The organism is bacterium (assembly GCA_023382385.1).
GTDB lineage: Bacteria > Electryoneota > RPQS01 > RPQS01 > RPQS01 > JABWCQ01.
Map to the genome: position 1 here is coordinate 643,591 of JAHDVH010000002.1, position 12,946 is coordinate 656,536.

Genomic DNA, 12,946 nt, shown 5'->3' on the forward strand with positions numbered 1-12,946 from the left:
TCGGAACTATTCTTGTTACCCAACTTTACTCATCGTTCGCCGTATCGCCGGGTGAAGCTTCATCGGACTCGCCGAGGTTGCGGTTGTGACGTTGTTCATCACGCATTCTATCTAAGAACTGCCTCAGCGCTTGCATTGTCACCATGCTCGGGTCCCGTTCTACTTGCCGAAGAGCAGCGCGCACGGCTTCAATATCGGCGTTATGCGACTGGGTTTTAACGTATTCGAGAAACTTTATAATAGACTTATTGGCCAAAGTGGCTTTTTGTGCTTCTAAGATTGCGTGGTCTTGGCCCAATTGTGGAATTAACGCCCGCATTCTCTCTTCCCAATCTTTCATTTGCGCTCTTCGCTCGGTGACCTCTTGCCTGACTTCTCGCACTTCCCTTGTGGCCGCCTCAACAGACGATTCCTTGTCAGAAAGCGCTTCAATGTGCTTTGTCGCGAACTCTATGAATTGGTCGTTCTGATAAAACCATACTTGTTGACCTGTGGTCTCGGCAAACTCTTGAACGAGTTGTGGATGAGGTCCAACAATATTTTTGTCTATCTTCTGCCACCAATCATCCTTGTTTTCTTCTGTCACAAAAATTGTTGGTTTTTTGTCTGATTTTGCCTTGTCAATCAGTTGGAACCAAATAATAACATCTCCTGCCGCTCGCTCATTACCCTTCTTGGTATCTGTAACGCCTGGCCTAATCCCTTTTCCCAATCTTTCCATCGCTTCTTTTATCTTTTCTGCATGGGTTTTTTCATCGTAAGGGCTACCAACAGATTTCTCGAAGTATCGGTCTAGTTTTGTGCGAAGTTCGTCGTTGTTAAGGTCTTCAGGATGATTCGTTTTGGCGTCTACAATCTTTCTTCTCAGGTCATCGAGTGTCCTGGCAAAAGACGACTGAAGTTCGTCAGGGTTAAGCATCGAATGGCGCCTGCGCTTGTCTAACAGCTCCTTAAGACTATTGCCGAAATCGCCTAACTTTTGGTCTATCGCCTTGTAATGATCCAACTGTTCGACGATTGTCTTGATTCTATTCTTCTGGTACTCGAAAGCCGCTTGATGTGTGAGCCAGAGCTGAGCCTGCAATTTGTCCATTGCAGAGAAGAACAATTCTCGTGTCTCAGAAGTGTATGCGTAGAATTGCAAAAGTGCATTGGCATCAAATGAAATAATTGCGTTTTTCCAAAGTTCTTCGAACTCTGCCTCGCTTGGCCTATAATAACCCCTGAAGAGGTTTTTCAATTATCTTCACTCCGTGTTGAGCGCACCTGCGAACCGAACAGCACAGGCTTCGCCAGTCGCTCGCCATAGTGAGCGGGCAGTGCGTTGCGTGGTTCGGTGCAAATTACTTGGATGTTCTGAATCGCGTTACACCGCCACTCTTCTCTTGTCCAGCCATGCCGCGACTAAGCTGAAGACGACATACATCGCCAGGCCCGTGCCCGCCAGCGCCGTCGTGGTGGGCGGAGCTTCACCCGAAAAAGTCGTCATCGCGAAGGTGCCGAGCAAAAGCAGGCACAAGACAATCATTCCCCATCTGCCGCGTTTCCCGTCGGGTTTTGTCGCGCGCAGGTAGACCCACAAACCGCCGAGCAACAGCGCGCCCTCCAATACAACTGTGGCGATCTTGCTGTTCCACAACCCAAGTCCCACCATCGGCGAATCGCCGAACGCCAGCGGCAGATCGGGCAGATGCACCGGCACATCCAGAAACCAATGCGAGAGCGCGACCGCGCCGAGAATCAGCGCCGCACGCGCATTCCACACCATCCGCGCAACACCATACACCAGCACGCTCCACACAACCGCCATCAGCAGACTGTGTGAAAACGGATAGGAAATGAAATTCAACGGACTCGCCGCCGTATATCCGGGACGAATCTCAACCTGTTCGAGGCCTGTCAGAATAAACAGCGTCCACAGAATATCAATTATCTGTGTGGCGACGAACAGCCAGCCGAGCGAAATCTTCGGCTCAACTTTCTTCGCCGCCAGCGCGACGCCATAGTGCCCGATAAACAAATTCTACTCCCCTGAATAATTGCTCGCCGCGCGGGTGAAGCAGAGGGAATCGCTCCACCCGCGCAGCGAAAGTTCATCGCTCTCTCCATTGCGGGATTCTGCTTGTTCGCGCAGGCAAACCCGCAAGGCCGGCGTCCTTATGCTTCGACCAGAACGCCCTCGCGCGCGGCTTCCATGTGCTCAACTGTTTCGGCGGCCTGGAAATTGGCAAACGTCACAGGGAAGGCGTCAATCTCTTCAATCGTCTTTTTGCCGGCGAGACTTTGCAGAATCCGGTTCATGCCGAATCCGCAGCCCGCGTGCGGCAGCGCGTGGCTCGACACCTGCTCGATATACGGCGCGAAGTCCGCCAGCACCGAAGCTTCCACTTCGCCTTCGGTCACGTTCTTGCCGGCGCGCGCAAACCACTCGAAGCGGCGCGACACCAGATGCTCGAACATGATGGAATTCGTCAGACGCTCCTTGAGCAAATCGAGCAGATGCAGACGTACTGCCGCGCCCACCGACTCGCCGCTGCCGGGCAGAATCAAATCTGCGCTGTCGATGCGGCCCTTGCCGTCGGGATACATGTTAAAGAACTTGATCACGCGCAACTCGCGACCTTCGAGTTCCGGATGCTCCCACATCGGGTCGGGGAACTTCGTCAGAAAGACCGGACCATACATCTCGGCGAGCTTCAGCTCCTGCCAATGCGTGAAGTCCATTCCCCACTCAATCGCTTCGCCGTCTTTCTTCAGCACGGCAATCGCTTCGTCGTAGGTTAGCTTCGCAAACGGCGTCGTCGCCCACTTGTGCAGCTTCTTCGCGTGCGCGTTGCTGATACCGAGTTCGTGCGCGTGCGCGCTGATGTTCGAGGCCAGCGCCTGCACGAATCCCTGAATCTCCTGCAGCAGTGCGCCGTAGAGTTCCGTCTGTTCGCCTGTGAATTCGATTTCATGCAGGCTGAACTCCATGCAGTGGCGGCCATCCGAGGGATTGTGCCGCTCGCCGCGAAAACTTCTGCCGACCGTAAATGTTTTGGGAAAGAGTCCGAGCGCACCTTCGAGGTGCAGCTGTCCGGTCTGTTTCAGAAAGACCGGCTGCGCGGCCCAATTCAAACTTGAATCGAGCGACGCTTCCATCAGAGAATCCACAAACTCGCAGGCTCCCGACGCGCGCACCATCGAAGGCACTTCGACATAGTGATAACCGCGCGCCCACCAATGACAAAAACTGGTTTGCGTGGAAAGGTGCCACAGCTTGACTTGCTGTTCGAGGGTCATAATCATACTCCTTGTTTTGAAACCGTGAAATGTTTCGGTGCGGCTCTCTGTCCGCGCCATTCCGAATTGAAGCGGCGGCTCGCTGTCCGCCATTACTTACCGGTTCTTCCGGAGCAGGCCCTGCCTGCGTGTGTGTGTGTTGTTTTGTGGATGCTCCTGTTTTTCTTCTACGGTTGACTCATCATCGCTTTAAAGAACTGCCAATCGAGATAATTCTGATATGCCTTCTTTTCCCAATCATTCAGCAGCTCTGGATTGAAATCCTCGGATTCCGGAACCAGCATCGGACCCCACGGATCGGGAAACGGCACGTCATCTATTGGACTTTTTGCCTTTGTGGTTTTCGCTTTAGGCTTCAGCGCAGACTTCCTGTTCGCTGGAATCTTCTTCATGACGCTTGCTCCTTGCATTATGGCTAATGACGAGCTGAACCACTTGATCATTTGCTCTAATCCGCCGGCTCAAATCCCCAAATCCGGTGGTGCAATTCCCGCTCGGTTCACCACACCTAAATCCGATAAATATACGAATTTTCAGCCTTTTATTACAACTGCAAGGGTTGGGAATAAATATTGCGAATATACTTAGTAGGCTTGCGCGATTCGACATACGGAGGATAGGCTCATGGCTCAGAACTTCAACCAACTTACCACCACACGGACGGCCCAAATTTGGGTCGGCGCGCTCAGCGCAATCGTGTTTATCGTGTTGATTTCCGGTCACTTAATATCCTTGCGCGACCGCACGTTGGTCGCTTCGGCCCTGCAGGATGCCAATCGATTCCGGCAGGCCCTGGCCTCCTTTGAAATAGACTACGGCCGCTTTCCCGCCGACAGCGTTGCCAACCCCTTTCAGTTTGTCGGCGAACTGCGCGACCCCAATGGCAGACCGTATCTCAAGCTGCCGTCTGATACGGAATATATCAGCTTCAGCTATGTTCCCGCGCCGGATGGTGATGGCTATACCATCGTGATTCAGGCCCGCGACCGCAAAAATACACCGATCGTCGCCAATCCCGCAACGGTTTCTGCTCAGCCCGAGGGTTGAGTTTCGCCAAGCCTGTGGCAACCTGTTTTCGCGCAGGTTGCAAATCGCCCTTGCACAACACCAAGACTCGTCCGGAGGGCGGGTCTTCTGCTCTTTGTAAATCAAATAAAAACAGTTTTCTTCCTGTGGCACTTTGGTTGCTTTTTCCGGAGCAGAACCTTGGGAAGGAGACCCCATATGCGGCACCAACGCGGATTCACCTTGATTGAGTTGCTGGTCGTGATACTTGTGCTTGGCATTATCGCGGCAATCGCGATTCCCCGTTTTCTGGAAGCACGCGACCGTGCGAGCGTGACGGCGGCGGTCTCCGATGTGGACCACTTCCGCAAGGCACTCGCGGTCTACGAGATCGACTACGGCATGTTTCCGGATCAGAGTTTTGCCAACGTGTCGGCCATTGTCTCCGCCTTGGTTGACCCGGCGGGGAATGACTACATGATATTGCCGGACGGCCAGAATTTCACTTCTTTCAGCTATTCACCCATCAACAGCGGGGAGAGCTACGAAATACAAGTCGTTGCCACAGATCACCGCAATACGGCCGTAGTGGCCGATCCGAACGGCGCCGCCGTTCAGTAGGTGCCCCCCCATAGCACCGTTTCGTGCGCTGCTGCGCACACACTCTTTTGCAAAGAGCGACTCGATTGAGTCGCTCTTTCAGTTCAGTCATCTATTGTGCCCACGGTGTTCCGCCTCCATCCTGGAGGGGACGCGCACATCAGGCCGGTGCCCAGCCACTCGTGGCCATCCACCAGACACCGACCGCGACCAGCCCGACCAACGCCAGATAATATACCCTGCGCAACACAACAAACTTGCTTGCGAATTCCGGCTGGGCGGCGCGTCGTTTTTCCTGACGCCACCACCAGAATTCGAGCAATGCCCACGCCGTGATTAGTGCGACCGTCACAACGGTTTTCATACTTCCGCTTTCTCGCTTCGCCGCATCCTGCTACGGCATCATTTCAACTGAGGTGCGCGCGAGCGACGGATTTTCCGCCCACGCCGTGACGACAGCTTTGCGCTTTTTGACGGCGACGCGGCGCTTCATGTCTTCCAGTTCTATATAGGACGTGTCGGCCCAGCAGACTTCGTGTTTCTTGTAGGCCTCGAGTTTCATGCACAGCTTGCCGACGGGGACGCGAGTGGAATCATCGCGTGAGGCGGTGGTCCAGGCTTTTCCGATAGACTTTTGATAGATCCACGCGTATTTGGTTTCCACAACCACATGCAGCCACGGCAGCCCTGCTGTGGTGTCCCCCGACGACGCGCTGGCGGTTTTGATTTCTTCTTCGCGTTCTTCGCTTGCTCCCGCAGTCACCAGCGGCAGGTCATAGCGCGTGACTTCCGTCCGCGGCCAGAGCGAGGCGACGAGCATGAGTGTGACAACTGCGCCCAGAAACTTATTCATCAACTTCTCCCGTTTTCGTTTCACTTATATTCATCCTATTTCCCTCTTCTTTCATACTCTTTGATGGCGTCGGGGAGCAATTCTTCGAGCTGTTTGATGCGCCGCTCATCGGTTGGATGAGTTGAGAGAAATGCCGGAACGCTTCCGCCCGGGTCTTTATATTCCTTGAAGCGCTTCCAGAAATTCACCGCTTCGCGCGGGTCATATCCGGCGCGCGCCATATACATCAAGCCCATGCGGTCGGCCTCAAGCTCCTGCGAGCGCGAATGCGGCAGCGTGCGGCCCAGCGTGGTGCCCGCGCCGTAAGCCATGAGCGCAATCTGTCGCGTCTCTTCGGGCTTGTTCGACAACGCAATATCGAGCGCGACGCCGCCCAGCTGAATCAAGAGCTGTTCACTAACACGCTCTCCGCCGTGCCGAGCGGTGGCGTGCGCGACTTCGTGTCCCATCACCGCGGCCAAGCCGGCTTCGTTCTTGGTAATCGGCAGGATACCTGTGTAGATACCGATTTTTCCGCCGGGTAAACAGAAAGCGTTCGGCACCTCCGACTTGAAGCAGACATACTCCCACTGCGCGTTGGGCAATCTCACAACGCCGGAAATCTTGCGTCCGACTTTTTCCACCAGCGCCTGCTGCGCGGAATCCGTCGTGCGCGGCGTGTTGGCTTTGATATCGTTGAAGGCTGTTAATCCGAGCTGCGCCTCTTGAGACGAATTCAAGAGCATCAATCCCTTACGTCCCGTTTCGGGGTTGGTATAGCACGTGACGACCAACGCCAGTGCCAACAGTGCTCCTATCCATCCAAGCTTCTTCATGTTCTTCTCCCTTATGATTGTTCCGTCGTCGCGCGCCGGGGAATCACGCTAATTCAGAAATATCTCTTTTACCACGCCCTTGCCGACCACTTGTTCGATCCGGCCAAGCAGTTCGGGTTTGGTGTGGTGCAGCGTCGCCCGCCAGACGTCGTGGTCGCAGAGCACCATCAGCCGCCCGCGCTCCAACCCCTGAACGTGCGCATATTTGGCAATCTGTTCGCCCACGATTTCCACCCAATGCTCTTCGATCTGCGCCAGGCGCAACCCTTTCTGATACTTCTTGTCGCGCAGCAGGGAATCGAGAATCTTATTGATGGGGATGGTCTTCATATCTATAATTTACAACTTCCTGTTCCATTCTCAAGTGCTTTTTGACAGAAAAGCACAACCCCCGGCGCCGCACGCCGAGGGTTGCTAATAGCCCGCCAATGTTCTCGAACGAGTCTCTGCCGCGGCCTTCAGTTGAGCCGGACCGGCATGATCAGCATCAGCAGGTCTTCATTTTCTTCCTGTTCAGTCGGCTTCACGATGCCCGCGGAGGTGGATGAGCCCAGCTCAAACCGCACGTCCGTCGTGTCTATTTGCCGCAGCATGTCCGAGACATAGTTTGCATTATATCCGACGTCCATCGGCTCGCCGGAGTATTCACAGGGCACGCTTTCGTAGCCTTCGTTGCCCTGCTCGATGTCTTCCACTTTGATTTGCATCTCCTGCTTTTCCAGATGCACACGAATCTGCCGCGAAATCTCGTTTGCGAAGACGTTTGCGCGGCGCACTGCGGATAACAGCGAGTCCAATCCCACCGTCAAAACATTCTTGTTTTCTGACGGAATCACCGCTTCATAGTTCGGATAGCGGCCTTCAATCAAGCGCGTAATCAACGTCGTGTTCCCTGCACGAAAGCCTAATTGTGAGCCTGCAAATCCGATTTCCACCTCGCCTTCCCCTTCGCTGATGCGCTGCACGGCCTGCATCGCTTTGGCAGGCACGATAGCCGTTTGCGGATCCCCTTTGAACCCGTTAGACGGCGCGGTGATCTTCACCAAACGATGCCCATCTGTCGACACTAAGCGGAAATGCTGCTTGGAAAGTTCGAGGCAGACACCCGTCAACTGCGGACGCAATTCGTCGCGAGACACAGCAAACAACACCTTACCTATCATCCGGCGCAATTTCTGGCGCGGCATCTTGAACACTTGTGTTTCCGAGAGTTGCGGCACTTGCGGATAGACGTCCACCGACTCGGCAGAGCATTGATACTTCTTGCCTTCCGTGTCGGTTATGGTAATGCGATGTTCCTTGCTCGCTTCAATCGTCACCGTCACATCAGGTAAGCTGCGCATGAGATCAAGGAATTTGCGCGACGGCAGTAACGTGCGTCCGTCTTTCTGACCCTGCACTTCTATTTCAGTCTGCATCGTGACTTCGATGTCCGATCCCGTCAGCACGAGTCGATTACCCTTGAGTTCCGCAAGAAAATGCGACAACACCGGCATGGGGCTTTTTTGCGGAACGACCGTTGCGAGCGGGGCTAAGGCTTGTGCCAAGCTGCTTTGTGGAGCGGAAAATTTCATGGAAGTATTCTGATCCGAGAGATGAGAGAGAGATTATAAAAGAATGGTTGTAGTAGTAGAGGGCGTGAATTCGTGGACAACTGCGCTTACTGCTTGGATTCTCTGAACTCTGTCGTGCCGATAACCGAGTGCATGTCCGCCTTCACTTATCCCCTCTGTGTCCGTAGTCTCCGAAACTCTGTGCCGCTTTAAACGCTATTCACTCCGTGAACGCACTTGCCCACAGGTTTGCGGACTGCTATTCACATACTTGTCCGCACAATCGGTCCGAGCGAAAGTCTGCGTTCAAGATCGTTCAAAGCGGCAACCGTTTGCACATCTTCTGTCTTGCGCTGTTCGGCAATCGTATCGCGCGCATGAATGACAGTGGAATGATCGCGTCCGCCGAATAGTCCGCCGATGGCCTTCAAAGAATGTTCCGTCAATTCCGTCATTAGATACATGGCAATCATCCGCGCGTAAGCAATTTCCTTCTTACGCGATTTGCCGCGCAGCGCATCCTGACTGACTCGGAAATAATCGGCAACAGATTGTTGGATCAGCTCAACCGGTGGACGGCCCATGCGGCGACCGGTTTTTTCCTGAATCACGCGCTGCGCAAGTTCGAGTGTCGCAGGCACGCGGCCGAATTGACAATGCGCCACCAGAGCCGCGAACGCACCCTCCAACTCACGAACATTGCTGGTGATGTGAGTAGACAACAGATCCGCCACAGCTAAAGGCAACGGGAAATTCTCGAACTTCGCGCGATCCTGTAGAATCGCCAGGCGCGTTTCATACGTCGGCGGGTTGACGTTCGTGACCAGCCCGGAATCAAAGCGCGAAATCAACCGTTCATCAAATCCCGCCAGTTCATGCACGGGACGATCCGACGTCATCACAATCCGCCTGCCGCTCTGATGCAGCGCATTAAAGGCGTGGAAAAATTCAGTCTGCGTGCGCTCTTTCGTGGCGAAGAACTGAATGTCATCCACCAATAAGAGATCCACGTTGCGGTATTTATCCGTGAAGTCCGAGCTTTGCTGCAGCCGCACAGATTGAATAAAATCCTGAGTGAAACGCTCGGAAGAGACATAACGAACGCGGATACCGTCATTGCGTCGCACTGACAATACGCGGTTGCCGATCGACTGCAGCAGATGAGTCTTGCCCAACCCAGTGCCGCCGTAGATCAACAGCGGATTCCAGAGAGTAGGTCTTGATAAATCAGAAATAGCAAGACAGGCCGCGCGCGCAAAACTGTTGCAATCGCCTTCCACAAAGTTCTCGAAGCGATAGCGGGGATTGAGATTGGCCTCTGCGGCGGCTTCGGCTACGCTGGCACTGCGGGAATGATGGCCATTGGCTTCCGCAACGGGAGCCTCTGGAGATGCGGGCGGCGTGAAGCGCAGATTGCGTTGACGCGGAATTTCACCCGAACCCTGCACGCGCACGCGCACGCGAATTGGTTCGCCGGTATTTTCCAGCGCAACAGCTTCCAAGCCCGGCACGAAGTGTTCTTCGACGAACTCACGATGAAACTTCGAAGGGGCTAACAATGTCAGCACGCGATCTTCGAGTTTCTCAGGCTTCAGCGTTTCGATCCACGAACTAAAGGTAGTTTCCGAAACGGACGGCGCGACCGCAGACACAATGGACGCCCAGAGTTCGATTGCTGCCGGAGAATCTACAGAGGCCATAGATACGTTACTTTATTCGGAGTTTCAGGAGAGAGTAGGATACGCAGAATCACGTCTTCGCCCCCGAAGACGACCGTTCAAACCGAGACGGGCTCATAATATAGCACATCCTCAAGGATTGTCAACGAGAATAACTTCTCTTTTAACTCATACTTACGAACGTTAGAGAGTTGTTAATACGTGCTCTGATGTGGAGAACTGGGGTCATTTCGAGAGGCAAGCGAGAATCCGAGGCGAGACTCGTCTTCAACTTGGCCCATCGGTCATAATTTCCCCGCAAATCAGTTCAAAGAAAACTGGCAAGATCTGCCCAGCCCGACCGAACCACAGAATGAGCAGTCGACGTAGCCGCTTAACTCTTGTCGGACAACGCAGATTTCCAAACTCTCGCATTCGCGCCTCTTGGTATCTCCCGCACGAAAAGACCAAGCAAGCAAAAACAAACACTTGACTATTGGGGTTTCAGAAGAACCGATAAACAAGCGGTTGCCAAAATAACTCGATTTGCATATTTTTCAGGTTCGCCTGCAATGTTAAGAAAAGAATTGAAATAAAAGGGTAATTCGAACCATGAAGAGAACTTACCAGCCATCGCGCCGCCGCCGCCGCAATCGCCACGGTTTTCGCGAGCGGATGGCCACCAAGAACGGACGCCGGGTGCTTGCCCGTCGTCGCGCTAAGGGCCGCAAGCGCTTGACGGTCTCGGATGAACGACACTAAGTTCCGCCCTTCCGAGCGCCTGTCGGGCCGTTCGGAGCTGGAACGGGTACGCAAATTGGGCCAGCGCCGGACACTCCCGGAGCTGGTTCTTTTTTTTTGCCCGGCCAGGCCGAGCGCAAGCTGGCCTGCTCCGCGCTGCGTAAGGTAGGCACGGCCGTCGTGCGCAACCGCCATCGGCGCAAACTCAAAGAATTCTATCGCTTAAACAAGCATCTTTGGCGCGAGGAAACGCACTTTTTCTGCCTGTTTCGAGCCGAAATCAGCGACTGGAAAGACTTTGAGCATCGGCTGGCTGAACGGCTGAAAACCCTTTGAGTTTCACGTTTCATAGTCCCATTTTTCTCCCTTGTCCTGGCTGGTTATCCAATTGATCCGCGCCTATCAGGCGACGCTCGGCCCGCATTTGGGCGGTCGTTGTCGGTTTCATCCTTCGTGCTCAGAATATGCCATTGAAGCATTTAAGAAAAAAGGATTTGTCGTTGGACTTACACTTTCTTTGCGACGCATTGTAAAATGCGGCCCCTGGCACCCGGGAGGCGTAGACCTTGTGCCAGAGTCAAAAAGAACAACAACCTAACCAAAGAATATCGTGTTTGATCGCAATACCCTCATCGCCCTGGTGCTGGTCGGCCTGATTCTGCTTGGCCTGCCATATTACTACAAGCTGATCGCCCCGCCCGCTCCGCCGACCCCGCCAGTTGAAACAGTTATCGAAACCGCCCCGACTGAAACGGCCAAGAAAGCGGCAGATGAAGCAGCGAAGCCGACTTCCGAAATCGTGGCCGCGGATAGCTCGGCGATTCTGAATCCCGCGAGCTTCGATTCAACTCTTCTCAAGCCCTCGCGGCCCTACACGGCCACCGCCGTGGAAATCGAAACTCCGCTCTATAAGATGATGCTTGGCTCCGACGGTCGCGTCACTTCGTATGAATTGAGAGCGTACGAGATCAAGAACGGTCCGCAGGTGAATCTGCATCAGGCCGCCCAGAAACTGGATCCGGCGCTCGGCACGTGGGATTTGGATTTGGGTCCGCGCAACCTGACCACGCTGCACGATCTCTATTTTGAGGCAAGCCGTCCGCGCCTGTTTGTTCCTTCCGGACGCGATTCGCTCGAGTTGAATTACGAGTCTCCGGACGGCAAGCGGCTGACGCTGTTCTATATTGTGGATGCCGCGCAATACGGATTCACACTCAACATCAAGGCTAATGGCTTCACGCAAACCGATACGCGCGAATACAGGTTGACGTGGCAGGGCGGCGTGCCTTCGACGGAACCGGATCCGCGTTCGGATGTTGAATTCGGCGGCAGCTACGCACAGATCGGACAGGAACTGGAGGAGATCAAACTCGGCAACAATCCGAAGGTGGATTTCACTGCTACGGGCCGCACGTCGTTTGTCGCGACTCGATCAAAGTATTTTATCGCCGCGCTGATTCCTTCCGAAGCGGCGGCGGGCGCAGATCTGTCGGGCCGTTCGCGCGCGCCGGCCGACCCCACCGTTCCACATCTATATGATGCGACGCTGCGACTGGCCTGGGAAGGTCCGGCGATCGAACAGCGCGTGCACGTCTACTGGGGACCGATCAAGAAAGAGAATCTCGAAGTCTTTGAAGTCGGCCTCGAGAACACGATGAACTGGGGCTGGGCGATTGTCAAGCCGTTCTCGCTGGCCGTGTTGTGGCTGCTGCGCTTCTTCGGCAAGTTCATCGCGAATTATGGCATTGTCATTATTCTCTTCTCCATCATTGTCAAGGTGGTGCTCTGGCCGCTGACGCGCAAGTCGCAGGTGGCGATGAAGAAGATGGCGATGCTGAAGCCCGAGATTGAAGCGCTCAAAGAGAAGCACGCGAAGAATCCTCAGGCCGTCAACAAGGCGATGATGGAGCTGTACAAAGAGCGCGGCGTCAATCCAGCGGCGGGCTGCATTCCGCTGCTGATTCAGATGCCGATTCTCTACGGACTGTTCATCGTCTTCCGGTCGACGATAGAGTTTCGTCAGGCGCCGTTCTTCGGCTGGATCAGCGATTTGAGTCAACCCGATACGATCTTTCACCTCGGCTTTTCGATTCCGCTTTACGGTTCGGGTGTGGGCCTGCTGCCGATTGTGATGGGCGTGTCGCAGTATTTCATGTCGAAGGCCACGCTGACCGATCCGAATCAGAAGATGATGCTCTACATCATGCCGGTGATGATGCTCGTGCTCTTCAACAACTTCCCGAGCGGCCTGACGCTTTACTACACGCTGTTCAATCTGTGGGCGATTGTCGAGCAGAAGCTCATCAAGCTTCCCGATGCCGTCCCCGCCGCAGTGGTCGTTGAAGACAAGCCGAAGAGGAAGGGCAAGAATTAGAAGCACCGCGCTTCGCAACAAAAAAGCGGCGCTCCCATAAGGAAAGCGCCGTCAAAGAAGTCGCC

Annotated in this window: 16 protein-coding genes; 6 read left to right on the forward strand and 10 right to left on the reverse strand. The window is 54.4% G+C overall.

The genetic code is table 11. The annotated features are described in order from the left end of the window. Positions 1-25: 25 nt before the first annotated feature. The 4 genes from KJZ99_06985 to KJZ99_07000 form a co-directional block, all read right to left on the reverse strand. Positions 26-1,240, reverse strand: a complete 1,215-nt coding sequence (locus tag KJZ99_06985) for a DUF4935 domain-containing protein (GenBank protein MCL4305642.1) — start codon at positions 1,238-1,240, stop codon at positions 26-28. A gap of 126 nt (positions 1,241-1,366) precedes the next feature. Beyond that, positions 1,367-2,020, reverse strand: coding sequence for a hypothetical protein (locus tag KJZ99_06990; protein ID MCL4305643.1), 654 nt, complete (start codon positions 2,018-2,020; stop codon positions 1,367-1,369). A 137-nt stretch (positions 2,021-2,157) separates the two neighbouring features. Continuing rightward, positions 2,158-3,282: a hypothetical protein gene (locus KJZ99_06995; protein MCL4305644.1), complete on the reverse strand. Its 1,125-nt coding sequence runs from the start codon at positions 3,280-3,282 to the stop codon at positions 2,158-2,160. A gap of 167 nt (positions 3,283-3,449) precedes the next feature. Then, the gene (locus tag KJZ99_07000) at positions 3,450-3,674 is read right to left on the reverse strand and encodes a hypothetical protein (protein MCL4305645.1); all 225 of its coding nucleotides are present in this window, start codon (positions 3,672-3,674) and stop codon (positions 3,450-3,452) included. Between the two features lie 232 nt (positions 3,675-3,906). Between KJZ99_07000 and KJZ99_07005 the strand changes: the two genes are divergently transcribed. Together KJZ99_07005 and KJZ99_07010 are read left to right on the forward strand one after the other, a co-directional pair. Beyond that, positions 3,907-4,329, forward strand: coding sequence for a hypothetical protein (locus tag KJZ99_07005; GenBank protein ID MCL4305646.1), 423 nt, complete (start codon positions 3,907-3,909; stop codon positions 4,327-4,329). Between the two features lie 177 nt (positions 4,330-4,506). Next, positions 4,507-4,908: a prepilin-type N-terminal cleavage/methylation domain-containing protein gene (locus KJZ99_07010; protein ID MCL4305647.1), complete on the forward strand. Its 402-nt coding sequence runs from the start codon at positions 4,507-4,509 to the stop codon at positions 4,906-4,908. A gap of 139 nt (positions 4,909-5,047) precedes the next feature. Here KJZ99_07010 and KJZ99_07015 read toward each other — a convergent pair whose 3' ends face one another. The 6 genes from KJZ99_07015 to dnaA form a co-directional block, all read right to left on the reverse strand. Continuing rightward, the gene (locus KJZ99_07015; protein MCL4305648.1) at positions 5,048-5,251 is read right to left on the reverse strand and encodes a hypothetical protein; all 204 of its coding nucleotides are present in this window, start codon (positions 5,249-5,251) and stop codon (positions 5,048-5,050) included. Positions 5,252-5,281: 30 nt separating this feature from the next. Beyond that, a complete protein-coding gene (locus KJZ99_07020) occupies positions 5,282-5,740 on the reverse strand; it encodes a hypothetical protein (GenBank protein ID MCL4305649.1) in 459 nt (152 codons plus the stop codon). Positions 5,741-5,775: 35 nt separating this feature from the next. Next, positions 5,776-6,555, reverse strand: coding sequence for a M48 family metallopeptidase (locus KJZ99_07025; GenBank protein MCL4305650.1), 780 nt, complete (start codon positions 6,553-6,555; stop codon positions 5,776-5,778). A gap of 48 nt (positions 6,556-6,603) precedes the next feature. After that, positions 6,604-6,885: a DUF721 domain-containing protein gene (locus KJZ99_07030; protein MCL4305651.1), complete on the reverse strand. Its 282-nt coding sequence runs from the start codon at positions 6,883-6,885 to the stop codon at positions 6,604-6,606. 128 nt (positions 6,886-7,013) lie between these two features. Then, on the reverse strand, positions 7,014-8,129 hold the full coding sequence (gene dnaN, locus KJZ99_07035; GenBank protein ID MCL4305652.1) for a DNA polymerase III subunit beta: 1,116 nt from the start codon (positions 8,127-8,129) through the stop codon (positions 7,014-7,016). A gap of 242 nt (positions 8,130-8,371) precedes the next feature. Beyond that, positions 8,372-9,808, reverse strand: coding sequence for a chromosomal replication initiator protein DnaA (gene dnaA, locus KJZ99_07040; GenBank protein MCL4305653.1), 1,437 nt, complete (start codon positions 9,806-9,808; stop codon positions 8,372-8,374). 570 nt (positions 9,809-10,378) lie between these two features. Here dnaA and rpmH point away from each other — a divergent pair. From rpmH to yidC, 4 genes are read left to right on the forward strand one after another with little or no spacing between them, the layout of a single operon-like run. After that, positions 10,379-10,528 carry a 50S ribosomal protein L34 gene (gene rpmH, locus KJZ99_07045; GenBank protein MCL4305654.1) on the forward strand — a complete coding sequence of 50 codons (150 nt, stop codon included), beginning with the start codon at positions 10,379-10,381 and terminating at the stop codon, positions 10,526-10,528. 54 nt (positions 10,529-10,582) lie between these two features. Beyond that, a complete protein-coding gene (locus KJZ99_07050; protein ID MCL4305655.1) occupies positions 10,583-10,843 on the forward strand; it encodes a ribonuclease P protein component in 261 nt (86 codons plus the stop codon). 31 nt (positions 10,844-10,874) lie between these two features. Next, entirely contained in the window at positions 10,875-11,105 is a 231-nt protein-coding gene (gene yidD / locus KJZ99_07055; GenBank protein ID MCL4305656.1) for a membrane protein insertion efficiency factor YidD, read from the forward strand. Between the two features lie 12 nt (positions 11,106-11,117). Next, entirely contained in the window at positions 11,118-12,881 is a 1,764-nt protein-coding gene (yidC, locus tag KJZ99_07060; GenBank protein ID MCL4305657.1) for a membrane protein insertase YidC, read from the forward strand. Positions 12,882-12,946 lie beyond the last annotated feature (65 nt).

Excerpts from the sequence above, each read along its gene's own strand:
- KJZ99_07010 (MCL4305647.1), top strand. The coding sequence starts at position 4,507 with ATGCGGCACCAACGCGGATTCACCTTGATTGAGTTGCTGGTCGTGATA.
- KJZ99_07005 (MCL4305646.1), top strand. The coding sequence starts at position 3,907 with ATGGCTCAGAACTTCAACCAACTTACCACCACACGGACGGCCCAAATT.
- KJZ99_06995 (MCL4305644.1), bottom strand. The coding sequence starts at position 3,282 with ATGACCCTCGAACAGCAAGTCAAGCTGTGGCACCTTTCCACGCAAACC.
- KJZ99_07025 (MCL4305650.1), bottom strand. The coding sequence starts at position 6,555 with ATGAAGAAGCTTGGATGGATAGGAGCACTGTTGGCACTGGCGTTGGTC.
- dnaA (MCL4305653.1), bottom strand. The coding sequence starts at position 9,808 with ATGGCCTCTGTAGATTCTCCGGCAGCAATCGAACTCTGGGCGTCCATT.
- rpmH (MCL4305654.1), top strand. The coding sequence starts at position 10,379 with ATGAAGAGAACTTACCAGCCATCGCGCCGCCGCCGCCGCAATCGCCAC.
- KJZ99_07015 (MCL4305648.1), bottom strand. The coding sequence starts at position 5,251 with ATGAAAACCGTTGTGACGGTCGCACTAATCACGGCGTGGGCATTGCTC.
- KJZ99_07000 (MCL4305645.1), bottom strand. The coding sequence starts at position 3,674 with ATGAAGAAGATTCCAGCGAACAGGAAGTCTGCGCTGAAGCCTAAAGCG.
- KJZ99_07030 (MCL4305651.1), bottom strand. The coding sequence starts at position 6,885 with ATGAAGACCATCCCCATCAATAAGATTCTCGATTCCCTGCTGCGCGAC.
- dnaN (MCL4305652.1), bottom strand. The coding sequence starts at position 8,129 with ATGAAATTTTCCGCTCCACAAAGCAGCTTGGCACAAGCCTTAGCCCCG.
- KJZ99_07020 (MCL4305649.1), bottom strand. The coding sequence starts at position 5,740 with ATGAATAAGTTTCTGGGCGCAGTTGTCACACTCATGCTCGTCGCCTCG.